We start from the raw sequence: 26101 nt of genomic DNA, 5'->3' as shown, positions 1-26101 counted from the left end.
TAGGTGGAGACAAGTATTATGAATGTGAATTCGTCAGTTTTAATTAGGAACTTGGTGGTTGTTGTTACTATTCTATTGATTTTAATTATTTACTATTTAATACATATAGGAAATAGATACGTAGATGATAGCAACCGAATTAGAATAAATAAGAAAAAAATACTTCCAGCCATATTTTCAATTGTTATCATATATATTTTCTATTTTTTGGCTAAAAGATATAGTATAATAGTAGATACAATATATACTATAATAACCTCTGCGGTTTTAGCTTATTTATTTAATCCTATTGTAAATTATTTAGAAAAGCGTAGGATTTCAAGAGGCTGGGGAGCAATAATTGTCTATTTGGTTATTATAGGAGTAATACTCATACTATCTTTTTCCGTATTTCCAAGAACTGCAAAAGAAGTAAGGAGATTTATTAGCATTTTACCCATGTATTTTGAAAAAATAACAGATTTTATTGACGATATCTATTATAGATACTATATAAGTATTGATAATATGCCTCCTATTATACAGGGGATAGAAGCAGTTATTTTAAATAGCATCAGTAATTTAGAAAGTGTTATAATTACAAGTGTTAGCAAATTTATTGAAGGGATAATTTCTACTTTTTCAAAAGTAGTTAGCCTTATTTTAATACCAATATTGACTTTTTACTTCATTAAGGATAAAGAATATTTTAAGGCGAATTTGTACCTATTAATGCCAAAAAAATATAGAAAAGAGGTAAAAGAACTTTCTATAGAAATTGATAGAGTCTTAAGCCAATTTATTAGAGGTAGGTTTATTCTTGCAGTTTATGTAGGAATTGCTACTACCATTTTGCTATTAATATTACGTATAGATTTTGCTGTAGTTATTGGAATAATAACGGGAATTGCAGATATAATCCCATACTTCGGACCTTTTTTAGGCTTCTTGCCAGCAGTATTCTTTGCCTTTGTATCTAGTCCTATAAAGGCATTATGGGTAGCTATAATGTTTATTGGAATACAGTGGGTTGAGAACAACGTTTTGGCTCCAAAGATCATCGGTGAGACTACTGGAATGCATCCCATCATCATATTATTATCTTTAATAATTGGTGGCGGAGTTTTTGGAGTTATGGGGATGATATTTTCCGTCCCTGTAGTTGCGGTCTTTAAAATATTATTAGGTTTCTTTCTTGAAAGGATCAGAATGAAGAATTTATAGGTTTGACAAATAAATTAGTTTAATTTATAATCCAATATAGACATAAACGTGAATTCTCGTCCCTTTGATGAGGGACGTATTTTTTTAAAACGAAGCGAGGTGTACTGTTGATGAAAAAAATTGGTTTACATGAGATTAGAAGAGAATTTATTGAATTTTTCAAAGGAAAAGACCACCTAGATTTACCAAGCTTTTCTTTAGTGCCTAAAAATGATAAAAGTTTATTACTTATCAATGCTGGTATGGCACCTTTAAAACCTTACTTTACTGGAGAGAAAATTCCACCAAGCAAAAGAGTGGTTACATGTCAGAAGTGTATTAGGACGGCAGATATTGATAATGTGGGTAAAACCGACAGACATGCAACTTTTTTTGAAATGCTAGGTAATTTTTCATTTGGCGATTATTTCAAAAAAGAGGCAATACAATGGGCTTGGGAGTTTTTAACAGAAAATTTGCAAATTCCTAAGGAAAGGTTATGGGCATCTATTTATCTGGAAGATGATGAAGTTTACGAGATATGGAATAAGGTTATTGGCTTAGATGATTCTAAAATTGTCCGATTGGGAAAAGAAGACAACTTTTGGGAACTTGAAGTAGGACCTTGTGGTCCCTGCTCTGAGATATATGTAGATAGGGGAGAAGAGTATGGTTGTGGCAAAGAAGAGTGTAAACCAGGTTGTGATTGCGATAGATATATAGAAGTATGGAATCTAGTTTTCACCCAGTTTGATAAAGATGAATCTGGAAACTATTATCCATTAAAAAATCCTAATATTGACACTGGAATGGGCTTAGAAAGAATAGCAGCAGTCATAGAAGGAGCCGATAATATATTTGAAGTTAAAGAGATCAGAAAGATTATTAACAAGGTGGAAATGATATCGGATAAGAAGTATGGAGTAGATCCAAAAGCAGATGTTTCTATAAGGGTTATAACTGACCATGCTAGGGCTATGACTTTCTTAGTTTCAGATGGAGTATTGCCAAGTAATGAAGGTAGAGGTTATGTTTTAAGGAGACTAATAAGGAGAGCGGCACGACATGGAAAACTATTGGGAATCAATAAGCCATTTCTAAAGGATATTGTTGAAACTGTTATAGATTCTTGGAAAGTGGAATATGAGGAGATTAAAGAAAGGGAAGGCCAGATAAAGAAAGTAGTACAGGTCGAAGAGGAGAAATTCCAAGAAACAATACATCAAGGAATTCACATATTGGAAGAATATATTAAGCAAATACTTGAGCATAAGGGAGAATATTTAGACGGAGAAAAGGCTTTTAAACTATATGATACTTATGGTTTCCCACTAGATTTAACTAAAGAAATATTAGAAGAAAAGGGTTTGAAGGTTAGAGAAGATGAATTTAATAAATATATGGAGGAACAAAGACAAAGAGCTAGAAAAGCTAGAGAAGAATATACCGATTCTGGTTGGAAGAAGGGAAGTCCTTTAGAAGAAATAATTGGATATGATGTAGTATTTAGAGGATACGATATATTATCTTTGAATACGGAAGTATTGGATATATTTATAGATGGAAATAAGGTTGATGAAATGGAAGAAGGGGAAGAAGGAATAATAATTTTGAAAGAAACCCCATTCTACGGTGAAAGCGGAGGTCAGGTTGGGGATATAGGTTTTATTGAAAACGATGGTTTTAAAGGAAAAGTAATAGATACTAAGCGAACTAAAGATGAAACGATTATCCATTTTGTAAAGGTTGAAATGGGAAGTCTAAAAGTTGGAGACAGGGTTTTAGCAAAAGTGGATGAAGAAAATAGAAATAATACTATGAGAAACCACTCTGCAACCCATTTACTACATCAGGCTTTAAGAGAAGTACTAGGCGACCACGTTTCCCAAGCTGGTTCCATTGTACTACCCAATAGATTGAGATTCGATTTTACTCATTATGAGGCAGTTAAGGAAGAAGAATTAAAGAAGATAGAAAGAATAGTAAATGAGAAGATATTGGAATCTTTAGAGGTAAAAACTATGGAGATGTCTTTAGATGAATCGGAAAAAATGGGGGTAATTGGACTATTTGAAGATAAGTATAAAGACATAGTTAGAGTTGTTCAAATGGGCAATTATTCTAAAGAGTTGTGTGGAGGGACCCATGTTGCTAATACTTCTCATATTGGGCTATTTAAGATCATTAGTGAGTCCAGTATTGCAGCTGGAGTAAGAAGAATTGAGGCTGTAACGGGCAAAGGTGTTTACGAATATTTACTAGAATTGGAACGAGACCTAGATAGAATAGGGTATATTTTGAAAAGTAATAGGAAGGAAATAGTAAATAGGATTGAAAATATAATTGAAGAGTTGAAAGAAAAGGACAAACAGATTGATTCTCTTAAATCTAAGATGGCATTGTCTATTGTAGATGATATAATCGATTCAAAACAAGTTGTAAATGGAATGAATCTAATTGTATATAAGGTTGAAAATATGGATATGAATAGCTTGAGAGATTTAGGTGATAAAATAAGGGATAAGGTAAAATCCTGTATAGTCGTATTAGCTAGTGTTAATGATGGAAAGTTATCCTTTGTTACAATGGCTACCAAGGATTTGGTCGAAAAAGGAGTTCATGCTGGCAATATTATCAGGGAGGTAGCTAAGATCACAGGCGGTGGTGGTGGCGGTCGTCCTGATATGGCACAAGCAGGAGGAAAGGATATCTCAAAAGTTGATGAAGCTTTAAATATGGTTTCAACAATTATTACATCACAGATGAAATAAATATTAGCCTTTTAGGCTAATATTTATTTCACACTGTATATAGTATTTGTGATATGATATAAATATTACAGGGGGTGTTATAATGAGTAATAATTTCAATGAGACCATGAAATTTGAGGCACCTAAAGAAAATATAAATGAGGCAAGGGATATAATTATTACAGTTTACAATGCTTTAAGGGAGAAGGGTTATGATCCAATTAATCAAATAATAGGTTATATACTGTCAGGAGATCCAACTTATATTACTAGTCATAATAATGCTAGAAGTTTAATCAGAAAAATTGAAAGAGACGAATTATTGGAGGAAATTTTACGGAACTATTTAGGAGAAAAATAGAGGCTTTGGGAGAGAAACAAAGGTGAATAGATATAAAGAACTTGTTATAGCTATTATGGTTTTATTTTTAATATTTATCCATGCTGAATATAGTTTTTGTCATGATAACCATTATGGAAATAAAAATGTGTACATGATAATAGTAAATAAAATGACCTTATCTGATATAGATAATATGCCTAATTTACTGGGGTTGATTGAAGATTCCAGTATAGGACTTATGAATGTTAGAGGTTTAAATGGATATAGAGGAGCGGAAAGCTTTGCTACTATAAATGCATCAAATAAAGCATTTGCTAATTATGACAGCAGCCAATTTCATAATTTAGATAAAGAATTTAAAGCTATATATGAAAGCAGAATAGGATTAATGGATAAGCAATATGAAGTTGGGAATATTCAAATGGGAAGGCTCTACAATCAGAATGAGGATAATAAGTATTCTCCATTCATAGGAGCCTTAGGTTATACTTTACATAAATCAGGTTTAAAAACTGCAGTTTTCGGTAATAGCGATACAGATGAGGAGCTAATAAGAACCTCTGCATTAATACCAATGGACCCCGATGGGTTAATAGATTATGGAAATGTTGATGATATTTTAGTTAAAGATAATTTTTATCCTTACGGCATTAGGACAGATTATGATAAAATATTAGATGAGATAGAAAGGGTAAAATCGGATGCATCTTTAATAGTGGTAGATACTGGAGATTTAAATCGTCTAAATAGTTATGGAGCTAATTTATCTACCGATGAGTTTTATCAAAAGAGGAATGTGATACTTAACAACATTGACGAATTTATTGAGGGCTTGCTCAATATAATAGATAAAGATAATTCCCTATTAATGATACTCAGCCCTAACAGCGGAGAGGAGAGAATTGATGGAAATAGGTTATCGCCAATTATAATCTGGGGAAAAAACGTTATGAAGGGAATAGTTGTGTCTAATACAACTAGGCAAAATGGGATTATTGCCAATTTGGATATTTCTCCTACCGTTGTTAAGTTTTTAGACTTGAAGCCAGAAAATATGGCAGGTAATCCCATTGAATATGTGGAAATAGAGGATAGTTTAAATTATATTAAATCTATAATTGGTCCAATTAATTTAATGTCTAAAACAAGGTCAAAAACCTTATCAACCTATGGGACTATAAGCCTTGTTATAATATTATTGATTATAGCATTGGTTTTATTAAATATTGTACCTAATGAGCAAATCCTTAGAGGATTGAAGACTGGTTTATTGTTAATTTATGTTCTACCATTGGCCTTTATGATTATATCTTCATTTAGAATAGATAATTTGATAATATTTATTCTAGCGTTAACTTTGTTTTCAAGTTTAGTTATATATGTATTCTATAAGTGTAATAGCTCTAAGAATATATTGGTTGTTACTTATTTGTATTTTATTTTACTATTTTTTGATATTTTGTTAAAGGGATATTTTACCAAATATTCCGTGTTAAGCCATGATCCCATCATTGGAGCTAGGTATTTTGGTATAGGAAATGAAATGGTAGGACTGTTTTTAATGGTCTCTTGTATGACAGCAGGATTATTATATGAAAAGTATAGTAAAAAAATTATACCCATATTAGTGATGATTGGCACAACGGTATTAGTGGGGCATCCAAATTTAGGTGCTAATGTTGGAGGTACAATTGCATTACTATCATCTAGTATTTATTTTGTCTGCGGACTGTATGGCAAAAATTTGAATTTAAAAAACACAATACTAACTCTTTTTATAATTGGTATGGCTATTGGCTTTTTAGGGTATTTGGACATAAGATTTAGCCACAGCCCCACCCATTTAGGTAATACCTTGTTGTCTATCAACGAAAAGGGAATAGGCTTTGTAAAGAATATTATCGACAGAAAATTATTGATGAATGTAAGATTAATTGGCATTTCATTTTGGACTAGAGTGATAATTATAAATATATTTGCTCAAATTATTGTATCCCATTATTATAGGGATAGAGTTAATTCATTCATGGTAAGTAGATTGGGGAATGGTTATCTTTCATGTATAGCTGGTAGTATAATTGGATTTTTAGTTAATGATTCTGGATTGATATTATCGGCAATATCAATTAATATGGCTACAATATTACTACTCTTTATAGTAATAGGTGAGGAAGATAAAATAGGACAGGAAGTGGACGAAATTGGATAGAATAGAACTAGGAAATACTGGTATAGTAGTTTCAAGACTATGTTTTGGTTCTTTAACCATGACTCCTTTCCAAGCAAACTTAACTATTGAAGAAGGGGCTTACCTTATTCAATATGCCTATTCTAAGGGAATTAACTTCTTAGATACAGCTGAGATATATGATAATTACCAGTATATACGAAAGGCATTAGAAGGGATAGATAGAGAGGACTATGTATTAGCCACCAAATGCTATGCTTATACGAAAGAAATGGCAGAAAAGAGTTTAAACAAGGCTTTAAAAGAGCTTAATACAGATTATATAGATATTTTTATGCTCCATGAGCAGGAGAGTATCCATACTTTAAGAGGCCATATGGAGGCCATAGAATATTTTTTGGAAGCTAAGAAGATGGGTAAAATAAGAAGCATAGGCATTTCCACCCATAAAGTAGAGGGGGTATTAGGCGCAATAAGTTATGACGAAATCGAGATTATCCATCCTATAGTCAACAGGGAAGGAATTGGTATCCAGGATGGCAGTGTAAATGATATGTTAATAGCTATTAAAAAAGCATATAATAAGGGTAAAGGCATATATTCCATGAAACCTTTAGGAGGAGGCCATCTAATATCTCAGTTAGAAGAAGCTTTTAATTTTGTAAGAAATATTCCCTATATACATTCCATTGCCATAGGTATGCAATCTAAAGAAGAGGTAGATTGCAATACTAGTTTAATAGAAACAGGGAAAATTTCTTCTGAATTAAAAAGAGTTCTAACTAGCAGAAAGAGGAACCTGGTAGTAGCTGATTATTGTATAGGCTGCGGTAACTGTAAAAGTATATGTAAACACAATGGAATTGATATAATTGATGGAAAAGCTGTGCCAAATGACAATTGTATACTTTGCAGCTATTGTGCAAGAGGCTGTCCTGAATTTTGTATAAAGATTGTATAGGGAGAGAATTATGGAAAGGATAATGGGATTAGATATAGGAGATAAAACTATTGGTGTAGCTATTAGCGATCCTTTACTATTAACGGCTCAAGGGTTAAAAACCATTAGAAGGGAAAGTTATAAAAAGGATATAGATGAGATCAAGGAATTAATTAACGAATACAATGTAACGAAATTAGTTATCGGTTTGCCAAAGAATATGAATAATACCATTGGGGTACAGGGAGAAAAGGTCTTGAAATTTGTTGATAAATTAAAGGGGAAAGTTGATATAGAAATTGTATTACAAGATGAGCGGCTTACCACTGTTGCAGCAGAAAGGATTCTATTAGAAGGGGATGTAAGCAGAAAAAATAGGAAAAAAGTAATAGATAAGGTTGCAGCTACTTATATACTTCAAAATTATTTGGATAGAAAATGAGAGGGTGAGGAGATGACTGAAAGAATTACATTATTGGATGAAATGGGAAATAAAGTTGAATTCCAGGTATTGGCTACCTTTGGATTAGATGACTCAGAATATGCAGCTTTACTACCAGTAAATGATTTGAAGTCCTCAACTTATTTATTGAGAATAGAATATGATGATGATGGAGGAATAATTCTGGTAGGTATTGATAACGATGAAGAGTTGAAGGATGTTATTGAAGCTTATGAGGAGATTCAAAAAGAGAGATTACAGTAAATTCTATGCTTGACAAGTTAAGGTTATACTAGTATTCTATAATATAGAATTATAAGCGGGTGAAAAAATGGAAATCAATATGGAAGAAATGAAAGAAAAGTTTAAAGAGGAAGGTTATAAGTTAACTACGCAAAGACGGGCAATTTTAGATGCAATTATTGAAAATCATGAAAAACATTTAAGTCCAGAAGAAGTATATGATATTGTAAAGGCTAAGTATCCTGAGATTGGTATTGCCACAGTATATAGGACTTTGCAATTGCTTGAAAAATTGAATATTATCTATAGGGTTAATTTTGATGATGGTTATAACAGATATGAGCTATGTAATGATTCGGAAAACCATCAGCATCATCACTTAATATGCCTAGAATGTGGAAAAGTAATGGAGGTCAAACTAGACCTATTGGAAAGCTTAGAAAAACAGATTGAAGAACAAAACAATTTTAAAATAATTAACCATAATGTAAAGTTTTTTGGATACTGTGCGGATTGCCAAGTATGAATCCCATTTGGGGATTCATTTTTTTAGGAAAATTTTACAGCTATTCAAAGGTTTATATGAATACAAATTGGAGAAATTAATATAAAGGAGATGATAGAGTGGCGAAGAAAACGAACAAGTTAAAGATTATTCCATTAGGCGGATTAGGTGAAATAGGTAAGAATATTACCGTTTTTGAATATAAAGATGACATAATAGTAGTTGACTGTGGCATGACCTTTCCGGAAGATGAAATGTTGGGAATAGATGTTGTGATTCCTGATATTACTTATCTATTGAAGAATAAAGAAAAGATTAAGGGAATCTTTCTAACCCACGGACATGAAGATCATATTGGGGGGTTGCCGTATTTTCTAGGGAAATTGAATGTGCCCGTCTATGGAACTAGGTTAACTTTAGGGTTAGTGGAAAACAAATTAAAAGAACATAGATTAGACAAGGTAAAATTGATTGAATTCCAACCTAATAATAAGCTTAAACTAGGTTCTTTTACGATAGAATTTATAAAGACTAGTCATAGCATACCAGATAGCGTAGCTATTGCAATTTATACCCCTGTAGGGACGGTAGTCCATACTGGTGATTTTAAGATAGATTTTACGCCTATAAATGATAATTTAATAGATTTATACAAATTTGCTGAACTAGGTTGTAAAGGAGTACTAGTCTTATTAGCAGATAGTACAAATGTTGAAAGACCCGGATATACAATGTCGGAAAAAACTGTGGGGGATACTTTTAATGATATATTCATAAAAGCTCCTGCTAGGATAATAGTTGCTACTTTTGCTTCTAATGTTCATAGAGTTCAACAGGTAATTGATGCTGCAGAACTATATAATAGAAAAGTAGTAGTTTCGGGAAGAAGTATGATAAATACTATAAATGTAGCTTATGAATTGGGATATTTAAGGATTAAAGAAGGAACTATGATCGATATCAATGATATGCATAAGTACCCAAGCAATCAGATCGTAATATTGACTACAGGAAGTCAAGGGGAGCCTATGTCTGCATTAGCTAGGATGGCATTTTCAGAGCATAGGAAGATTGAATTGGTTCCCGATGATTTAGTAATTATATCTGCTTCACCAATACCTGGAAATGAAAAAACTATTTTTAGGGTAATAAATAAGTTGATTGAAAGAGGAACTAAGGTCATATACGAATCATTAGCAGATGTACATGTTTCAGGACATGCTTGTCAGGAGGAATTGAAACTAATCCACACCTTATTAAAGCCTAAATTTTTTATACCTGTTCACGGGGAATATAGGCACTTAAAAAGACATGGAGAATTGGCAATGGAATTGGGTATGCCTAGAGAAAATATTTTTATAGCAAATAACGGTTCTGTTATTGAATTTACCAAAAATTCAGGAGCAATAACTCATGAAGTACCTTCAGGTAATGTATTGGTAGATGGTCTTGGAATTGGAGATGTGGGTAATATTGTACTGAGGGATAGAAAACATCTGTCTGAAGATGGCTTGATCGTAGTGGTAGTTACTATGAGTAAACAGGAAGGTAAGGTAATAGCTGGTCCAGATATAGTATCGAGGGGCTTTGTTTATGTAAGGGAATCAGAAGATTTGATGGAAGAAGCAAGAGAAGTAATAAGAGAAGTGTTGTCTGAATGCGAAAAGAAAAATATAACCGATTGGGCGACTCTGAAGTCTAGTATAAGAGATGCACTAAGAAGCTTCATCTTTGAAAAGATAAAGAGGAATCCAATGATTCTACCCATTATTATGGAAGTTTAATTTAATCCTAGTATATCTTTAAGGATATACTAGGATTTTTTTGGACTATTACTTGTCTAATTTTGATAAATGATGATATAATCTTTATTGCTAATAATATTTAGATTTCGGGAGGGAATAATATGGATAATGTTTATGATTTAGCCCATAAATTGGCCCGAGCTATAAGAAATTCTGAAGAATATAAAACTTATTTAGAGAAGAAAAAGATTTTGGATTCTAATGAAAAGAATAAAAAAATGGTGGAAGACTTTAGGAAAAAGGCTTTAAAACTACAAATGGATAAAGCTGCAGGCAAAGAAATAGATAGGGATGAGATTGAAAGGATAAATAAATTAGAAGAAGTTTTAATGCTAAATCCATCCATTAATGAATTTTTTCATGCGGAGTTAAGGTTTACTCAATTAGTAGAGGATATAACTAAAATTATTAGCAATGTATTTGATGTTGAATGAAGTAAAAGCTGAGTTGGAGGTAATATGATGAATGCCAGGTACTTAACTAAAGCCAGTCTGATTGCTGGTATTTATTTATTGCTGGTATTAATACAGATACCAATGGGGAATATAGCCTTTGGCCCAATTCAACTTAGAATTGCTGAAGGATTAACTTTATTGCCATTAGTAGAATCTGCAGCGATACCAGGTCTTTTTATTGGATGTTTAGCAGCTAATTTTTTACTAGCATCTTACTCTTCTTTTGGGTTAGTTGATATATTAGGAGGTAGTTTAGTAACATTAGTAGCTGCTTATTTAACTAATAAAATGCCTAATAAAATATTGGGTGCCCTTCCACCTATATTATTGAATGGTCTAATTGTGTCAATTTGGGTGTCCTATTTTACAAATGTACCATATTGGTTTACCGTATTAGGTATCAGTTTGGGAGAAATGGTTTCTATAGCCATTTTTGGAACCTTGATGTTGACAGTTTATAATAAATCCATTAAACATGTTGGAAATGATAAAAATTGTTAACCAATTGTATGCGAAATGTTGTAATTAAATTATAAAAAATGTATAATAAAGTAGATAAATATATGGTTTAAAAGGTGGAGATTTTGTGTCTGAAATAGCTAGGAGAAAAAGAAGCAAGGGCATATTGTATAAGAGAATTATTTTTCTTCTGATTATAATAATATCTTTAATATTTATTAAAAAATATTATGACAACAGCCTTTTAGCTGTTTCTGCAGAAAATCCTGTAGGTATAGATATAGAAGTGCCAGTAGGTAGTAGTACTAGTAAAATAGCAAATATACTGAAAAGCAATGGATTAATAAGAAATGAAACAGTTTTTAAAATTGCAGTTAAAAGGAGTGGCCTTGAAGGTAAATTAAAAGCTGGAAGTTATGCATTAAATACTTCCATGAGCGTTAATGAGATAATCGATGTACTTTCTAAGGGTGGAAGAAATAATAATGTAATAAGGTTTACTATACCTGAAGGATATGAATTGGGTCAAATAGCTGAGAAATTGTCCAAGGAAGGTATTGTAGACAAAGAAAGATTTTTAGCTCTAACATCTGATAAAGGAAATTTTCAGGATAAGTACCCATTTTTAATGGAATTAGAAGAAGGACAAAGTTTAGAAGGTTTTTTATATCCATCTACCTATGAAATATTTATTGGCACAAAAGAGGAAGAAATAATTGAGAAAATGCTTGATGAGTTTATAAAAGTATTTGAAAGTGATGTAAAACCTAATATAGGTTCTTTGGATTTTACATTGAATGAAATAGTTACATTAGCATCCATTATAGAGAGAGAAGCTAAGCTTGATGAAGAGAGGGAATTAATTTCGGCTGTATTCCATAATAGATTAAAGGTAAACATGCCATTGCAGTCATGTGCAACAGTCCAATATATATTAGGAGAGAGGAAAGAAGTACTCACGGATAAAGACACTCAAATCGAGTCCGTGTATAATACCTATATAAATTTAGGTTTACCTCCAGCTCCAATAGCATCTCCAGGAAAGAACTCCTTAATTGCTACAGTAAAACCTGCAGATGTAGATTATCTGTTCTTTAGAACTAAAGAAGATGGTACAGGAGCTCATACATTTACAAGAACTTATGAAGAACATTTAAGAGCAGCTCCCAAAAAGTAGTATTTTGTAATAAGAATTAATACGTGGTTGTAACCACGTATTAATTTATGCTAAGGAGGTATGATGGATTGAGTCAGATAAATGAGGAATATATTGAGGAATATATAAGGAACATAATCCCAAGTCATAAGGGGATTTTGAAGGAATTAGAAGAATATGCTATGAAAAACCACATTCCTATTATAGAAAGGGAAGTTACTCAATTACTAAAAGTTATATTAAAAGTATTAAATCCTAAAAGTATATTGGAAATAGGAACTGCCATTGGATATTCAGCTTTGGTTATGGCAAGTTCAACCAATGAAGACTGTTTAATAACTACTATAGAGAGAAGATCGGATATGGTAAAAGAAGCTGAAGAGAATTTTAAGAAAACAAAATATAAAGATAGAATTAGAATACTTCAGGGTGAAGCAGAAGAACTTCTTCCAACTTTAAATGATAAATATGATTTTATATTCCTTGATGCAGCAAAGGGGCAGTATCTTCAGTTTTTTAATGACTGTAAAAGGATTTTAAATAATAAAGGGATAATAATGTCGGATAATGTGCTTTTTAAAGGCATGGTCGCTTCAGATGATTTAGTAGTAAGGCGGAAGAAAACAATTGTTAAAAGGTTGAGAAAATATCTGGAATATATAAATAATATAGAGGGTTATGAATCCTGTATATTACCTATTGGAGATGGTGTTGCTTTAACTTTTAGAGAGGAGTGAAAATTATGACCAAACCAGAGTTATTGGCACCAGCTGGCGATTTAGAAAAATTAAAGATGGCAATAACCTATGGTGCGGATGCTGTGTACTTAGGTGGTGAAAGTTTTGGATTAAGGAAAGGTGCAAAGAATTTTAGTTTAGAGGAAATAGATGAAGGGATTAAATTTGCACATAGTAGAGGGAAAAAGGTATATGTAACCTTGAACATAATCCCACATAATGAAGACTTAGTTGGACTTGAAGAGTATGTAGAAAATCTTTATAACTTACAGGTTGATGGAGTAATTGTATCAGACCCTGGAGTTTTTTCAGTAATAAGAAGAACCGTTCCTAACTTACCAATTCACTTAAGTACCCAAACAAGCATTACTAATTTCGAAACAATTATGTTTTGGTATAATTTAGGTATTAAGAGGATAGTATTGGCAAGGGAATTGTCTCTTAATGAAATTAAAGAAATAATTGATAAGGCTCCTAAAGATTTGGAAATTGAGACTTTTGTGCACGGTTCCATGTGCATATCCTATTCGGGAAGATGTTTATTGAGCAATTATATGACAGGTAGGGATGCTAATAGGGGTGATTGTGCACATCCATGCAGATGGAAGTATTATTTGATGGAAGAAAAGCGACCTGGCGAATATTTTCCAGTATATGAAGATGAAAAAGGTACTTTTATTATGAATTCTAAGGATTTATGTATGATTGAATATATTCCAAACTTGATTAAAACAGGAATTAAAAGTTTTAAGATAGAGGGTAGAGTTAAAAGTTCCTACTATGTAGCTACCGTTGTGCGTTCGTATAGGATGGCTATAGATGCTTATTTTAAAGACCCAGAAAATTATACATTTAATCAGGATTGGTTAGATGAAATTAAAAAAGCAAGCTATAGAGATTTTACTACAGGTTTTTATTTTGGCAAACCAACAGGAGATGACCAAGTTTATGCTTCCAGTTCTTATATTAGGGGATATGATTATGTAGGGCTTATATTAGATTATGATGAAGAAAGTGGAATTGCAACAATAGAGCAGAGGAATAGAATGTTTCAAGGAGATACAATAGAAATATTTGGACCTAGAAGAAAGCATTTTACTCAAATTATTGAAAAAATGTGGGATGAAGAAGGTAAGGAAATTGATGTCGCTCCCCATCCTCAGCAGATAATAAGAATGAAAATGGTAGAACCTGTAGAACCATGGTATATGATAAGGAAGAATAGGGAGGATGGGATTAATGGCTAAAAAGCTTTTAATTGGTATTGCAGGTGGTACTGGGTCTGGGAAGAGCACTGTTGCTAAAGAGATTTTAAAATCTATCAATAAGAAGAATGTGGTAATAATAGAACAGGATTCATATTACAAGAATCAAAGCCATCTATCTTTTGAGGAAAGGGTAAAAACTAATTACGACCATCCATTTGCTTTTGACAATGACCTTCTAATACAACATTTAAAGGATTTGCTAAATGATAAAACCATAGAAAAACCAATATACGATTTTGAACAGCATACTAGAAAAAAGGAAACTGTAACTGTATATCCAAAAGAAATAATCATTCTGGAAGGGATTTTGATTTTAAATGATGAAGAAATTAGAAATCTATGTGATATAAAGATATTTGTAGATACTGATTCCGATGTAAGGGTTATAAGGAGAATACAAAGGGATATTAAGGAAAGAGGAAGGACTTTGGACTCTGTTATACATCAATATATGAGCACGGTAAGGCCTGCTCACCTTCAGTTTATTGAACCAACAAAAAAATATGCTGATATAATTATACCTGAAGGTGGATACAATAAAGTAGCTATAGATATAATAGTTACAAAGATCAATTCCATATTGAATAAAAACTAATTATATAACCCCAATCAATTGGTAATACTATATATACAATTGATTGGGGGCTTTTTTATGAGTCGATATAAAAAAAATATAATACATAATAGAATGTACGATTATCTATTGATTTGTATATTTGCTTTTATATTGTTAATATCTCGACTATTTTGGATCCAAATTAAGAATCATCATAATTTAAATATACAGGTGCTAAGGCAAAGAGGAAAGGAATTTGATTTGTATCCAAAAAGAGGAATAATTTATGATAGAAACTTAATTCCCCTTACTAATAGGCAAAGGGTTAACGTTTTGTTTGCATTAAAGAATAATATAATAGAAGATCAAAGCTTAAAACACACATTGCTTAATAATACGAGTTTAGATTATGAAGAGTTTGAAAAAAGGCTAAAAGATGATGAGAAAATTGTTGAAATTCCATTACATACCATCAAACCAATTATTAGTAATTGGAGTAATATTTTAATTCATCAAAAAGTTATTAGATATGATGAAAACAGTATCCTTTCCCATGTAATTGGATATATAAATAAATCAGAAAATAAAGGAGAATTTGGGATAGAGAAGGTTTATGATGATATATTAAAGAATATAGAAAGGGAGGATATCCTTTTTATTGAATTAGATGAAAGGGAGGAGGTAGTATTAGGAAGTAGTATTAATGTAGATAGTAAAGGTCTTACAATGGAGCCCAGTGGAGTAAAGTTGACGATAGATTATCATATACAAAAAATAGTAGAAAATATACTTGACAAAAATGAAGTAAATGGGGCTGTAATAGTAGCTGAGGTTAAATCAGGAGAAATTAGAGCTTTGGCTAGTAGGCCTAATTTTAATCAAGATGATGTAGACAAATATTTAAACAGGGACGATATGGCATTGTATAATAAAGGGATTCAAGTTGCTTATCCCCCAGGGTCTCTATTTAAATTGGTTGTGCTAGCAGCAGCCTTAGAGCATAATTTAGAAATACAGGATAAAGAATTTTATTGTAATGGATATGAGAGGGTAGGAAATGTAATAATAAATTGTAATGACAGAGAAGGCCATGGGTCTATTGATATAAAAGAGGCTTTTTCAAAATCCTGCAATTCTGTTTTTATTCAATTGGGAAAAATGTTAGGAGGAGAAAGAATAATTCAAATGGCCAAAAAAATGGGTTTTGGCGAGAAAGTCCATATTGGATTATTAGAAGAGGTAAAAGGCAATCTCCCTGAAGGGGATGAGTTGCATGGGGCTGCTATTGGTAACATTTCAATTGGTCAGGGTAGTATAGAAACTACTCCCCTTCAAATTACTAATATGATGGCCATAGTAGCTAATGATGGAATTAAGACTGGATTAACCATAGTAGATGGCATTACCAACTATGATGGACATATGATCAAAAAGAATAAGAGAATTATTCCACAAAAGGTTCTTTCAGAAGCGAATAGCTTGATTTTAAAAGAGTGTTTAATCGATGTAGTAGATAATGGGACTGCCAAAAACATGAGCTTAAAAGATTTGGGAGGTGCTGGTGGAAAAACTGGTTCTGCACAAGCTGTATTAAATAGAAAGGAGACGATTCATGCTTGGTTTTCAGGATTTTATCCTAAAGAAGAACCTAAATATGTTATTACAGTCATAATAGAGGAAGGGTACTCCGGTTCTAAAACTGCTGCTCCCATTTTTGAAAATATTGTTAAAGAAATTGAAAAGATTAATAGGTAGGACTGGCACCTATATTGTTTCATACACATATACTTTAATATGGAGATAGTGGAGGTGCCTTTATGTTTTCCCAACTATTTTTTTGTTTTACTGAAATAGTAAAGAATTTTTTAATTTTTTCAGGATATATTTCAAATACAAATTCATTTCCAAGGCCTCTCACTAAGGAGGAAGAAGAACATTATTTAATCAGATGTGCTGCAGGAGATGAAAAAGCTAGAAATATTTTAATCGAAAGGAATTTAAGATTAGTAGCACATATTGTAAAAAAATATAATAGTTCCGGGAAGGATATGGACGATTTAATTTCCATTGGTACGATTGGTCTCATTAAAGCTATTTCTACATTTGACATCAATAAAGGCACTAGATTAGCCACTTATGCTGCACGTTGCATTGAAAATGCTATACTCACATAACGGAAACATTTCCATTACTTTTTTCTTGAATCAGCTCCAAACATAACGATATCTATATTCTCCCCATTCCAGGTAATCTTATCTACTACTGATCTTATTAAATTTCTTTTCTGTATTACATTTGCATTATCAATCATATCAGCAAATTTAGCTATCACATCATTTATGATTTCAATATTGTCTTCTTTTAAATTATTCGATTCTGCTTTTTCCTCTAACTCAAGTAATTTTTCTTTTAACCTTGAATTCTCCTCATCCAGTTCATTTATTTGCTCTATTATGTATTTAGAAGCATTAGATTCTTGGCCATCAGCTAAAGTGTTTACTAGATTAGCAATGGCCTTTTGGTTGTTTTCTATCTTAGTTTTAATATCCCTTATTTCAGCGTTTAAAGTATTTTTAGTACTAATAATATTAATTCTATCTTTTTCTATCTTTTTGGAGAGGCTAGATCCTTCATAGGATAGTTTTTTAATCTCATCTATAACAAGTTGATCTAAATCATTACCTTTTACATTTTTCATATTACATTTTTCTCGTTTACTTTTTTCTTTTAGTTCACAAATGTAATAAAAAACTTGGATTCCATCTTTATTTACTCTGCCAAGTTTTGGTCTCATAAAGCTACCACAATTACCACATCTTAAAATTCCAGATAGAAGGGATTCAGAATTTTTAACTTTTCTAAATGATTTGGATCTATTTCTTTCTATCATATTTTGCACCTTCACCCACTCTTTACCTTTAATAATTCCAGGATGTTTTCCTACTGCTATTATCCATTCAGATGGGTCACGCAGCTTATTTGAAGTGTTTTTTCTTTGAATGGTCTTGTTATATGCCATAATACCTTTAGTTCCATTGAATTTGCTTTCATCTGAATAAACTTCATATCCATTATCAATGAAATAATTATATGTATCTTCATCAGCCGTTGCATATACAGGGTTAGTAAGTATATTTCTTAATGCAAATCTAGAGTAATTAATGCCATTTTTAGTTTTTATATTGTTTTGTATGCAGAATGTCTCCAATTGAGTTAAGGAATCCAGTTCCAGAAATTTTTTATATATTAGCTTTACTATTTTAATTTCCTCTTTTATAGGAGAAAGCTTAAACAGTTTTTTTTCTTTACCAGATGAATCTATGAAGATCATTTCTTCAGAATCAAAGCCAGTAGGAGTAATTCCTCCAAGCCATCTTCCAGTCTTGGCCAATTGTAACATATTGTCCCTTATTCTTTCTGCAATGGTTTCCCTCTCTAATTGAGCAAATACACTTGCAATATACATCATTGCTCTGCCCATAGGAGTGGACGTGTCAAACTGTTCTCTAATGGAAACAAATGATATATCGTTTTTCTGCAGCTCTTCTATAAGTGAAGAAAAATCAGCTATATTTCTACTAATTCTATCCAATCTATAGCAAACCAAAACATTGAATTTCTTACTTTTAGCATCCTTCATCATAAGTTTAAACTGTGGCCTATCTATGTTACCCCCTGAAAAACCTTCATCTTCATATATAATAAATTCTTCTATGTTGTTAAAGTGTTTATTAGCATATTCTTTGCACATTTCTATTTGATTATCTATTGATTCACCTTTGCCAGTGAATTTAGATTTTCTAGAGTATATAGCTATTTTCATCATAATCACCCTTTAAAACATATAGTTGTATTTATTATAGCATATACAAATGTGAGTGTAAGTAAAATAAAAACACGATGATGTTTTACATCACCGTTTATGGAAGAAATAATAAATAATTATTATTTTTGAAGCTTTGAAAGTTCTAAATAGATACCAGGTCCTAATATTGATACTTTGATTGATGAATTTTCTATATATGTTTTTTCATACAATTCTTCATAGCTTTTTTGCTTATCAAAGTATGATTTTTGTTAATTGAATAAATATTATATCCAACAATATATAAAGTATAGGGTTTACGTGAATAAAAGAATTTTTGACATATATAAGGCCTATTAATTTTATTGTGATCTGTGATGACATTGTTGGAATTATTTATTTCTGATTTAAAAACTTCATAATTTGATATATCCTATAATGGTATATATTCTATTGTATTCTCGTGAACGTATAATGGATCATATTCTTTTAAATTAAAATTGGATAAGTATTCATAAAAACCCCCAAACAGTGTATTTATAATATCTTCCTTAATTTCATCTAATAATGTAGCTGTATAAAACAAGTATTTTTCGTTTTTTCTATTTACTTTTCTTACAAAGGAAATGCTTACATCGTTATTGTTTGATGTTTTAAATTTGTTTATCCTGTTAATTAGCAAATTCTTATCCATTTTATACATCCATAAATATATTTTTTGATGTTATTAAACGAATATATTAACAAAAACAAATATATCTTGAAAACAAAGAGTAAATATGTATTCTTTCTATCTATTGATGTTAAAAAGGACCCAGATCATTTTGTCTAGGTCCTAGGTGTCACTAACATTTTATAATTATATTGTTAGTTTATCATCATCTCTTTAAACAGAGCAGTATTACTTAAATTAGAACAGTATATCAAGATGTTTAACCCTGAATACGAAGTAATTTCAATTTTGCCATAATTACATATAGGTAACTGTCTATTCCCCTTATACCTTCTATCTGGAGAACCATCTTTATTAACTTTTTCCCATGTGTAATTAATTATGGTAGCATCTTTTGGCGCAACTTCAACAACAAAGGGTACGTTACCAACTTCAATAGAGATATCGGAATAATCTATTGATCCTACTTTAGAACCTTGAAGTATAAGAATTTTATCCGGAAAAAAAATCAGATTTTCTTTCATGAGTTTTAATTGAATAATATCTATATCTGTTTTTAAGTAAAATGGAAGTTTAGTTGTGATTATAAAAGGTTTAGGATTTACCAATTGTGAGGCACCTGCATGAATTTTCTTATTATGAACTTTTCCGGTTTGTATTATTTGCAATAATTGAGAAGATTTACTTAAGGTTGTCCAAGCATTTACTAATTTTTTGTGCTTTTCTATATAAAATTTATCCATCTCATATTCCAAGTTCATTTTACCTTTAGTTCTAACATAAATTTTAAGAATAATACCGATTATACCTGTAACTAAAAAAATAGGGAAAGCTGACAAAACGATAGAAACACATAGCCAATTAGCTAACTTATTTATATTTACTATTCGTTCAATAGATTTAACAAAATCTTCATATTCTGCTGGCCTGTAATTTTCAATATCAGCACTAACAACATCTTCCATTGTAGGCTCTTGAACATAACTATAATTGATGCTGCTATTTCTTTTTCGTTTTTCCCTTCCACTTGTTTCTTCGACATAACTTATTCCAGTGCCAGGTAAAGAATATGTTTTTCTAATATTACCTTTAGCAGTTTTGGTTATTCTGTATCCCGGAACTCCCCAGCTGTAACCAATACCGCTTTTGCTAACATTTATTCTAAAACCTCCGCCTAAATTAATACTTCTCCTTACTCTAAACCCCATAAAAACATTCCTTTCCAATTAATTTAATTATAAAACTGCCTATATTACAACATCCTGTCGAATAGTGTTGAACTTATGTTCTACATAAAGTTTTAAAGAATACTCAAATCTTTGAATTTGAGCTTAACCATAAATTAAATCCCTATAGTAAATGCTTTGCTATTTATTTACTTCAAAAATAAATAGCATCTCTATGTTAATGCCATATTAATACCATGCAATCTACATGCAAAGTAATCAGATTGAAATTCTAATGCAATATGGAGTTCAAAAATTATTCTATAGATATATTTCCATAGAATTCTCCGTTGTGTACTGTTATTAAATTCAAGTCTTGTCCCCAAATAAGGCTTAATCTATATTTCATAAACTCGTATGTAACATTAAATATGTCTGCTAGCTCATGGATTGTGCAATATGTATCCATAGGAATAGTTATAGTTTTTAGCATATATAAAGGGCAGAGAAGATAGGCAGACATTCTTTTAGCCTGCTGTTCTTGCTTGTCTAAAACGATATCGTATTTATAATTGATCTGATTACCGCAATGTAATAAAAAGTGACAGAATTCTTCAGCTAATTCCTCACGTTGCTTTCTATATTCAAGCCTATCATTAACAATAATTACAGCCATATTTCTTTTTATAATGACTTTACTATCTTGATTAGAATAGAAAACTTTTATATTTTTATAATTTATATCAATTATTGTCTCAAGATCTATCTCGTATGGATGCTCAATGAAGTTATCTAAAAGGATTTCATTAGCTTTGTTTTCAAGATAATTAGTTTGCTGATTCGGTATAAAGTCACCTAATATCATTCTGTCATTCCCCCCTTGATGAACGAATTGTTGCACAAAGATTTTATAATCTAATTTATTTCCTATTTATATTTTCTCATAGCCTTGAGTCTAGCAATATCTCTCCAGTTTTCTGCAGTATTTATTTCAATTCTATTAACTGAATGTCTTAGTTCTTTTAATTCCTTAACAAAATCAAGATGTCTTTTTCCATTAACAGCTTCCATTTCATCCAATCTATCCTCTAAAGCATCGAATCTTGTATTAGTTTCTTCTCTAAAGTCTTTGAGTTCACTTTTTACACTACTGATTTCATTACTTAATTCTTTTTTTGTATCTACTAGTTCTTCTCTGATTTTATTAAACTCATTTAGCATACTATTTATTTGGCTTTGCATACCATTTATTTGGTTTTGCATATCATTCATTTGATTTTGCATACCATTTATTTGGTTTTGCATGTCATTCATTTGGTCTTGCATTGAATTTTGATTTTCTTTAAGTTCTTTCAGTTCATTAAGTATCTGATAAAGAATATCATTGTTCATATTGATTAACCTCCAGTATTTTATAATTTTATTATCTTACATGTCTTAATATTATTTCTTCATGCTTAGATACTTCATCTTCGATTTTATCAAGCTTTTCATAGACTTGCTTATATCCATCAAATAGAGCGTCCAACTTTTTGCCATGCTCTTGTTCAATAATTGTAACTTTGTTTCTTATATCTTTAACTTCGTTTTTTATATCTTTAACTTCAGTTGTAAGATTAGCTACTTGAGTAGCAATAAGTTCTAATAGTTCTCTATCAGTTATTTTGGCCATTATAATTACCTCCAAGTCTTTATAATTTTATTTATTCCTCATCATCCAATTCCTTTTCCATTTCTTCAAACTGTTCATTGATAAATTCCCATGTTTTAAGCAATTGTTTTATTTTCTTTTTAGGTGCTGATTTAAGGTCATGGAATAGAACAGAAAGCTCTGGATCTGATGTTATGGTTTCGAGAAGCTCTTTTTCCTCAGGAGTTAGCTCATATCCATCATCTTTTATAATTTTATTTTCTGATGTTTCTTTATATGGGTTTCTTACATCCGAAACACCCATAAGATAATCTAAAGATACATTAAAATATTTAGCTATTTTCTTCTTTAACTCATCATCCGGAGTACTTTTCCCACTTTCATATAAAGAAACAGTGGATTTTACAATACCAAATATATTTCCGAACTCTTCTTGTGTCAAATTTCTTTCTTGCCTTAATTCTTTAATTCGTTTTGCTAATGATGACATATTTATCCCACCTGTTCAAAAAACTTAAACTTACTTAAATTATAACTTATAAATTCGTATTAAAAATAAAAGTTTAAGAAGATTCAACAAAATTCAAAAAAACTATTGACAGTTTAAGTTGCTTAAACTATAATTCATAATAGAAGGTTTAAGAAACTTAAACATAAGGAGGTATAAAAAGTGAACGAATTACTAAAAAAGTTACGAATTGAAAAGGGCTATACACAACAAGACATGGCTGATAAGCTTGGTTATAGTGGCAAAAGTAGTTATTGTTTACTAGAAAACGGTGTAGTTAAGATAACGATAGATAAAGCTAAACGAATTGCAGAAATATTAGAAGTGGATCCATCAATTTTTTTCAAACATAAAGTTGAAGAAACTTCAACTAATAATAAAGATCAAACAGCCTAATGTTTCAAATAAAGAGAGAGAAGAGTGGAGTGGGTTGTAGTTAATATATTTCTTTATTCTCATAAGGTGTTATAACTACATCGTTTAATGTTATTGCAAAAATATCTTTATGAGAAAGTACTGAAGAAAAGAATAGATAGATAGAGTTGCTAAGCAATTGTGGAGAATAGGACAAATCAGCCAAATAATATATATAGGTATGAGAGGAGGGGGAGTCAATGAATATTATAGTTCATTTACCAAACACAAAAGAAGGTTGGGATATGTTAAGCGAAAGAATGGTAGAGATACATTCAGAATTCATTATTAATGAAATTAATAATCTCCCCTATAGTTATGAAAAGAAATTAGAAATATTAGAAGGAATTAAACAAGAGGTAGAAGGTAAAATTGTGCATTTTCAATATAGAAGGAAAGGAGGGAAAGGAAAAGATGAGACAGATTAGGATAGGAGGCTTTATATGTAAAGCCAAAGATATGCCTTCTTGTATGCGGGAATTTATTAAGAAGGTAGAAAAGGAACTTAAGCATTATAAGAAAAAATCCGCTTAATATCTTTAAATAAATTGTATATCAGTACTTAGCTGTAAACAATGAATCAAAATGCAAGAAAGGGGTGGAAAATATGTTTAAAAATGCAAGACTAAAAAGTGGATTAACAATAGAAGAAGCAGCAGCTAAAAATCATATAAGTCAAAGAGCTTTAATAAATTATGAACAAAATATTACTATACCAGGTCCAGATGTGACATTAAGAATGAGCAAAGTGTATAAAGATCCATGGCTAACACAGAGATATTGCAAAGATTATTGTGCTATAGGACAAGCATATTCATATGAAATACTTGACAACGTAAATTTAGATCCAGCAAGTGTTCTTCTTAAGCTAGTTGGAGAAATGGACGAAGCTCAAAGAGTATTAACTAATATGTTAGCAATAGCAGTAAATAAAAATGAAAGAGAAGATTTCAAAGAAGATGAATGGGAAAAGTTTGTTAGGTATCTACATGAATTTCTTGATGTAGAACACAATGTAGAAATATTAAAAATATCACTCAACAAATGGTGTGATATGGCTGAAATAATAGCAGAACATAATAAAAAATGCAACGAAAGAGGATATGTAAAAAAATGCAAGTATGAAAAAAAGACCTCTCAGACAGCCATCTGAAAAAGGTCCATCAAAAAAATATCGTTAAGTCAATTATACCAAATAGGAAGGAGAATGCAAAGTGAAAGCGGTTAGTATTTATTTTGCAAATTCAAATGTAGAAGAAATGAAATCTGAAATAGAGGCTAAAATATACAGAATAATTCAAGAAAACTTTGAACTAGAAAGAATTCTAAGACAGGCAGAAGATGCAGGGAAAAAACTTAAAAAGAACAAAGAAATGCTAATAGAGTTAGCAATTGAATATGCAAGTTTAAAGGGGGATTTATAAATGAAAAACATGATGATGGATATTTTAGATGAGGCTTTAGGTATTCAGGAAGATGAAGAAGAGTGGAAAATTAAATCTGATGAAGAAGCGGATTGGTGGATTGAAATACATGAAGAAAAGCTGGCGGAAATAAGAAGATTAAAAATGCAACTTGAAAACAAAATAAACTTCTATAAAGAAAAATTGGACAAGGTAATTCAAGAGGAAGAATATATCATAGAAAAAAGAGACGGCAAGCTTGCAGAATACTTTGAGACACTAGACGAGAAAGACATGAAAAAGACTAAGACAATGTTGAAGTATAGACTACCAAGCGGGGAGCTTGTAAAGAAGTTCCCTGGACCTCAATTTAATAGAGACAATGATAAGTTGACTAAGTGGCTGGAGGAAAATCAAATGAACGAATATATAGAAGTAAAAAAACAAGCAAAATGGGGCGAGCTAAAGAAAATTACAGATGTAGTTAATGGAATGGTTGTATTAAAGGATACCGGGGAGATAGTTGAAGGTGTAGAAGTAGTTGAGAGACCAGTGGAATTCAAGGTGGAGGTGTAAATATGACTAATAAGCCAGTGGTAAATAAAACCAATAAACTTACACAAAACTATACAGTTAAATCCTTGTTAAATACAGAAAGTTATCAAAAAAGATTTAAAGAAGTATTAGGTAACAGGGCTCCTCAATTTATGAGTAGTATTATAAGTGCAGTTAATAGCAATGCAGCATTAAACGAATGTGAACCTAACACAGTAATACAATCAGCATTAAAGGCAGCAATTTTAGATTTGCCCATTGAAGACAATTTTGGATTTGCATATCTAGTACCCTATCACAACAGCAAAAAAGGCTACAAAGAATGCCAATTCCAACTAGGATATAAAGGCTACATCCAATTAGCCCTTAGAACAGGAATGTATAAAAATATCAATGTAATAGACATTAGAGAAGGAGAATTAAAAAACTGGAATCCTTTGACAGAAGAATTAGAAATTGAATTTATAGAAGATGAAAAAGAAAGAGAAGAAAAAGAGATAATCGGATATGCTGGATATTTTGCACTACTCAATGGCTTTGAAAAGAAAGTCTATTGGTCCGTAGAAAGCTTACTAGGACATGCTAAGAAATATTCAGTTCAATATGCAAAGTACGGTACTGGTAATTGGAAAGACAACTTTAATGAAATGTGCAAGAAAACTGTAATTAAAAACATGATAAACAAGTGGGGAATTCTTTCAGTAGAAATGCAGAAACCTAACCAGCAATTACTAGAAGCCATTAAAGCAGACCAAGCAGTAATAAGAAATGAGAACGAATATGATTATGTAGACAATGATCCTGATGTTATAGAAGTTCTACCAGAAAACGGTGATGAATATGAAGAAGATAAATCGCTATTTGAAGGAACACCATTTGAGGAATAGGCTAGGAGCT

At 31.2% G+C, this 26101-nt stretch carries 30 protein-coding genes; 23 read left to right on the top strand and 7 right to left on the bottom strand.

Annotation, left to right across the window (positions count from 1 at the left end; translation table 11 throughout):
- Positions 1-18 precede the first annotated feature (18 nt).
- The 17 genes from BLV68_RS02270 (at position 19) to BLV68_RS02190 (ending at position 17203) form a co-directional block, all read left to right on the top strand.
- On the top strand, positions 19-1203 hold the full coding sequence (locus BLV68_RS02270) for an AI-2E family transporter (RefSeq protein ID WP_093750488.1): 1185 nt from the start codon (positions 19-21) through the stop codon (positions 1201-1203).
- Between the two features lie 110 nt (positions 1204-1313).
- Positions 1314-3953: an alanine--tRNA ligase gene (gene alaS / locus BLV68_RS02265; RefSeq protein WP_093750486.1), complete on the top strand. Its 2640-nt coding sequence runs from the start codon at positions 1314-1316 to the stop codon at positions 3951-3953.
- Positions 3954-4035: 82 nt separating this feature from the next.
- Positions 4036-4293, top strand: a complete 258-nt coding sequence (locus BLV68_RS02260) for an IreB family regulatory phosphoprotein (protein ID WP_093750484.1) — start codon at positions 4036-4038, stop codon at positions 4291-4293.
- Positions 4294-4315: 22 nt separating this feature from the next.
- Positions 4316-6484, top strand: a complete 2169-nt coding sequence (locus tag BLV68_RS02255; protein ID WP_093750482.1) for a hypothetical protein — start codon at positions 4316-4318, stop codon at positions 6482-6484.
- Positions 6477-7424 carry an aldo/keto reductase gene (locus tag BLV68_RS02250; protein WP_093750480.1) on the top strand — a complete coding sequence of 316 codons (948 nt, stop codon included), beginning with the start codon at positions 6477-6479 and terminating at the stop codon, positions 7422-7424. The genes BLV68_RS02255 and BLV68_RS02250 overlap by 8 nt, the downstream gene beginning before the upstream one ends.
- Before the next feature lie 10 nt (positions 7425-7434).
- Entirely contained in the window at positions 7435-7845 is a 411-nt protein-coding gene (gene ruvX / locus BLV68_RS02245; RefSeq protein ID WP_093750478.1) for a Holliday junction resolvase RuvX, read from the top strand.
- A 12-nt stretch (positions 7846-7857) separates the two neighbouring features.
- Positions 7858-8109: a DUF1292 domain-containing protein gene (locus tag BLV68_RS02240; RefSeq protein ID WP_093750476.1), complete on the top strand. Its 252-nt coding sequence runs from the start codon at positions 7858-7860 to the stop codon at positions 8107-8109.
- A 67-nt stretch (positions 8110-8176) separates the two neighbouring features.
- Complete coding sequence (locus BLV68_RS02235; RefSeq protein WP_200773610.1) at positions 8177-8614, top strand: Fur family transcriptional regulator; 438 nt, start codon at positions 8177-8179, stop codon at positions 8612-8614.
- 98 nt (positions 8615-8712) lie between these two features.
- Complete coding sequence (locus BLV68_RS02230; RefSeq protein WP_093750474.1) at positions 8713-10377, top strand: ribonuclease J; 1665 nt, start codon at positions 8713-8715, stop codon at positions 10375-10377.
- Positions 10378-10499: 122 nt separating this feature from the next.
- Complete coding sequence (locus tag BLV68_RS02225; protein ID WP_093750472.1) at positions 10500-10832, top strand: YlbF family regulator; 333 nt, start codon at positions 10500-10502, stop codon at positions 10830-10832.
- Positions 10833-10859: 27 nt separating this feature from the next.
- Positions 10860-11354, top strand: coding sequence for a QueT transporter family protein (locus BLV68_RS02220; protein WP_093750470.1), 495 nt, complete (start codon positions 10860-10862; stop codon positions 11352-11354).
- A gap of 85 nt (positions 11355-11439) precedes the next feature.
- Positions 11440-12489, top strand: coding sequence for an endolytic transglycosylase MltG (gene mltG / locus BLV68_RS02215; protein ID WP_159428584.1), 1050 nt, complete (start codon positions 11440-11442; stop codon positions 12487-12489).
- Positions 12490-12557: 68 nt separating this feature from the next.
- A complete protein-coding gene (locus tag BLV68_RS02210) occupies positions 12558-13205 on the top strand; it encodes an O-methyltransferase (RefSeq protein ID WP_093750466.1) in 648 nt (215 codons plus the stop codon).
- Between the two features lie 5 nt (positions 13206-13210).
- Positions 13211-14452: a peptidase U32 family protein gene (locus BLV68_RS02205; protein WP_093750464.1), complete on the top strand. Its 1242-nt coding sequence runs from the start codon at positions 13211-13213 to the stop codon at positions 14450-14452.
- Positions 14445-15068 carry a uridine kinase gene (udk, locus tag BLV68_RS02200; RefSeq protein WP_093750462.1) on the top strand — a complete coding sequence of 208 codons (624 nt, stop codon included), beginning with the start codon at positions 14445-14447 and terminating at the stop codon, positions 15066-15068. Before BLV68_RS02205 ends, udk begins: the two co-directional genes overlap by 8 nt.
- A 57-nt stretch (positions 15069-15125) precedes the next feature.
- Entirely contained in the window at positions 15126-16784 is a 1659-nt protein-coding gene (locus BLV68_RS02195; RefSeq protein WP_093750460.1) for a peptidoglycan D,D-transpeptidase FtsI family protein, read from the top strand.
- 62 nt (positions 16785-16846) lie between these two features.
- Positions 16847-17203, top strand: a complete 357-nt coding sequence (locus BLV68_RS02190) for a sigma-70 family RNA polymerase sigma factor (protein WP_093750458.1) — start codon at positions 16847-16849, stop codon at positions 17201-17203.
- A gap of 14 nt (positions 17204-17217) precedes the next feature.
- On the opposite strand, the gene BLV68_RS02185 is transcribed toward BLV68_RS02190, so the two are convergent.
- From BLV68_RS02185 to BLV68_RS02155, 7 genes are all read right to left on the bottom strand, one after another.
- Positions 17218-18852, bottom strand: a complete 1635-nt coding sequence (locus BLV68_RS02185; protein ID WP_093750456.1) for a recombinase family protein — start codon at positions 18850-18852, stop codon at positions 17218-17220.
- A 415-nt stretch (positions 18853-19267) separates the two neighbouring features.
- Positions 19268-19528, bottom strand: coding sequence for a hypothetical protein (locus BLV68_RS02180; RefSeq protein WP_093750454.1), 261 nt, complete (start codon positions 19526-19528; stop codon positions 19268-19270).
- Positions 19529-19701: 173 nt separating this feature from the next.
- Positions 19702-20715: a DUF4236 domain-containing protein gene (locus BLV68_RS02175; protein WP_093750452.1), complete on the bottom strand. Its 1014-nt coding sequence runs from the start codon at positions 20713-20715 to the stop codon at positions 19702-19704.
- Between the two features lie 274 nt (positions 20716-20989).
- Positions 20990-21538 carry an ImmA/IrrE family metallo-endopeptidase gene (locus BLV68_RS02170; protein ID WP_093750450.1) on the bottom strand — a complete coding sequence of 183 codons (549 nt, stop codon included), beginning with the start codon at positions 21536-21538 and terminating at the stop codon, positions 20990-20992.
- A 62-nt stretch (positions 21539-21600) separates the two neighbouring features.
- Positions 21601-22065 (bottom strand): coiled-coil domain-containing protein, encoded by a 465-nt coding sequence (locus BLV68_RS02165; RefSeq protein ID WP_093750448.1) that lies wholly within the window; start codon positions 22063-22065, stop codon positions 21601-21603.
- A 31-nt stretch (positions 22066-22096) separates the two neighbouring features.
- Positions 22097-22345 carry a hypothetical protein gene (locus tag BLV68_RS02160; RefSeq protein ID WP_093750446.1) on the bottom strand — a complete coding sequence of 83 codons (249 nt, stop codon included), beginning with the start codon at positions 22343-22345 and terminating at the stop codon, positions 22097-22099.
- Positions 22346-22376: 31 nt separating this feature from the next.
- Entirely contained in the window at positions 22377-22814 is a 438-nt protein-coding gene (locus BLV68_RS02155; protein WP_093750444.1) for a helix-turn-helix domain-containing protein, read from the bottom strand.
- Positions 22815-22994: 180 nt separating this feature from the next.
- On the opposite strand from BLV68_RS02155, the gene BLV68_RS02150 reads away from it, so the two are divergent.
- The 6 genes from BLV68_RS02150 to BLV68_RS02125 all read left to right on the top strand — a co-directional run bounded on the left by BLV68_RS02150 (position 22995) and on the right by BLV68_RS02125 (position 26091).
- Positions 22995-23228 carry a helix-turn-helix domain-containing protein gene (locus BLV68_RS02150; RefSeq protein ID WP_093750442.1) on the top strand — a complete coding sequence of 78 codons (234 nt, stop codon included), beginning with the start codon at positions 22995-22997 and terminating at the stop codon, positions 23226-23228.
- A gap of 218 nt (positions 23229-23446) precedes the next feature.
- Positions 23447-23674: a hypothetical protein gene (locus BLV68_RS02145; RefSeq protein WP_093750440.1), complete on the top strand. Its 228-nt coding sequence runs from the start codon at positions 23447-23449 to the stop codon at positions 23672-23674.
- A gap of 179 nt (positions 23675-23853) precedes the next feature.
- Positions 23854-24399, top strand: a complete 546-nt coding sequence (locus BLV68_RS02140; protein WP_093750438.1) for a helix-turn-helix domain-containing protein — start codon at positions 23854-23856, stop codon at positions 24397-24399.
- A 61-nt stretch (positions 24400-24460) separates the two neighbouring features.
- Positions 24461-24670 carry a hypothetical protein gene (locus BLV68_RS02135; RefSeq protein ID WP_093750436.1) on the top strand — a complete coding sequence of 70 codons (210 nt, stop codon included), beginning with the start codon at positions 24461-24463 and terminating at the stop codon, positions 24668-24670.
- Positions 24671-25225, top strand: a complete 555-nt coding sequence (locus BLV68_RS02130) for a host-nuclease inhibitor Gam family protein (RefSeq protein ID WP_093750434.1) — start codon at positions 24671-24673, stop codon at positions 25223-25225.
- A gap of 2 nt (positions 25226-25227) precedes the next feature.
- Positions 25228-26091, top strand: a complete 864-nt coding sequence (locus BLV68_RS02125) for a recombinase RecT (RefSeq protein ID WP_093750432.1) — start codon at positions 25228-25230, stop codon at positions 26089-26091.
- The last annotated feature ends 10 nt before the right edge of the window (positions 26092-26101 follow it).

The sequence above is a fragment of the Tepidimicrobium xylanilyticum genome, assembly GCF_900106765.1.
Classification (GTDB): Bacteria; Bacillota; Clostridia; order Tissierellales; family Tepidimicrobiaceae; genus Tepidimicrobium; species Tepidimicrobium xylanilyticum.
The sequence above is the reverse complement of the archived record's forward strand: the minus strand, read 5'-3'. Positions and strand labels throughout refer to the sequence as shown.

Coding starts and splice junctions, on each gene's coding strand:
- BLV68_RS02220 (WP_093750470.1), top strand. CDS start 10,860: ATGAATGCCAGGTACTTAACTAAAGCCAGTCTGATTGCTGGTATTTAT.
- BLV68_RS02125 (WP_093750432.1), top strand. CDS start 25,228: ATGACTAATAAGCCAGTGGTAAATAAAACCAATAAACTTACACAAAAC.
- BLV68_RS02185 (WP_093750456.1), bottom strand. CDS start 18,852: ATGAAAATAGCTATATACTCTAGAAAATCTAAATTCACTGGCAAAGGT.
- BLV68_RS02170 (WP_093750450.1), bottom strand. CDS start 21,538: ATGATATTAGGTGACTTTATACCGAATCAGCAAACTAATTATCTTGAA.
- BLV68_RS02160 (WP_093750446.1), bottom strand. CDS start 22,345: ATGGCCAAAATAACTGATAGAGAACTATTAGAACTTATTGCTACTCAA.
- udk (WP_093750462.1), top strand. CDS start 14,445: ATGGCTAAAAAGCTTTTAATTGGTATTGCAGGTGGTACTGGGTCTGGG.
- BLV68_RS02190 (WP_093750458.1), top strand. CDS start 16,847: ATGTTTTCCCAACTATTTTTTTGTTTTACTGAAATAGTAAAGAATTTT.
- BLV68_RS02165 (WP_093750448.1), bottom strand. CDS start 22,065: ATGAACAATGATATTCTTTATCAGATACTTAATGAACTGAAAGAACTT.
- BLV68_RS02155 (WP_093750444.1), bottom strand. CDS start 22,814: ATGTCATCATTAGCAAAACGAATTAAAGAATTAAGGCAAGAAAGAAAT.
- BLV68_RS02195 (WP_093750460.1), top strand. CDS start 15,126: ATGAGTCGATATAAAAAAAATATAATACATAATAGAATGTACGATTAT.
- alaS (WP_093750486.1), top strand. CDS start 1,314: ATGAAAAAAATTGGTTTACATGAGATTAGAAGAGAATTTATTGAATTT.
- BLV68_RS02130 (WP_093750434.1), top strand. CDS start 24,671: ATGAAAAACATGATGATGGATATTTTAGATGAGGCTTTAGGTATTCAG.
- BLV68_RS02180 (WP_093750454.1), bottom strand. CDS start 19,528: ATGGATAAGAATTTGCTAATTAACAGGATAAACAAATTTAAAACATCA.
- BLV68_RS02260 (WP_093750484.1), top strand. CDS start 4,036: ATGAGTAATAATTTCAATGAGACCATGAAATTTGAGGCACCTAAAGAA.
- BLV68_RS02240 (WP_093750476.1), top strand. CDS start 7,858: ATGACTGAAAGAATTACATTATTGGATGAAATGGGAAATAAAGTTGAA.
- BLV68_RS02145 (WP_093750440.1), top strand. CDS start 23,447: ATGAATATTATAGTTCATTTACCAAACACAAAAGAAGGTTGGGATATG.
- BLV68_RS02270 (WP_093750488.1), top strand. CDS start 19: ATGAATGTGAATTCGTCAGTTTTAATTAGGAACTTGGTGGTTGTTGTT.
- BLV68_RS02205 (WP_093750464.1), top strand. CDS start 13,211: ATGACCAAACCAGAGTTATTGGCACCAGCTGGCGATTTAGAAAAATTA.
- BLV68_RS02140 (WP_093750438.1), top strand. CDS start 23,854: ATGTTTAAAAATGCAAGACTAAAAAGTGGATTAACAATAGAAGAAGCA.
- ruvX (WP_093750478.1), top strand. CDS start 7,435: ATGGAAAGGATAATGGGATTAGATATAGGAGATAAAACTATTGGTGTA.
- BLV68_RS02175 (WP_093750452.1), bottom strand. CDS start 20,715: ATGGGGTTTAGAGTAAGGAGAAGTATTAATTTAGGCGGAGGTTTTAGA.
- BLV68_RS02235 (WP_200773610.1), top strand. CDS start 8,177: ATGGAAATCAATATGGAAGAAATGAAAGAAAAGTTTAAAGAGGAAGGT.
- BLV68_RS02225 (WP_093750472.1), top strand. CDS start 10,500: ATGGATAATGTTTATGATTTAGCCCATAAATTGGCCCGAGCTATAAGA.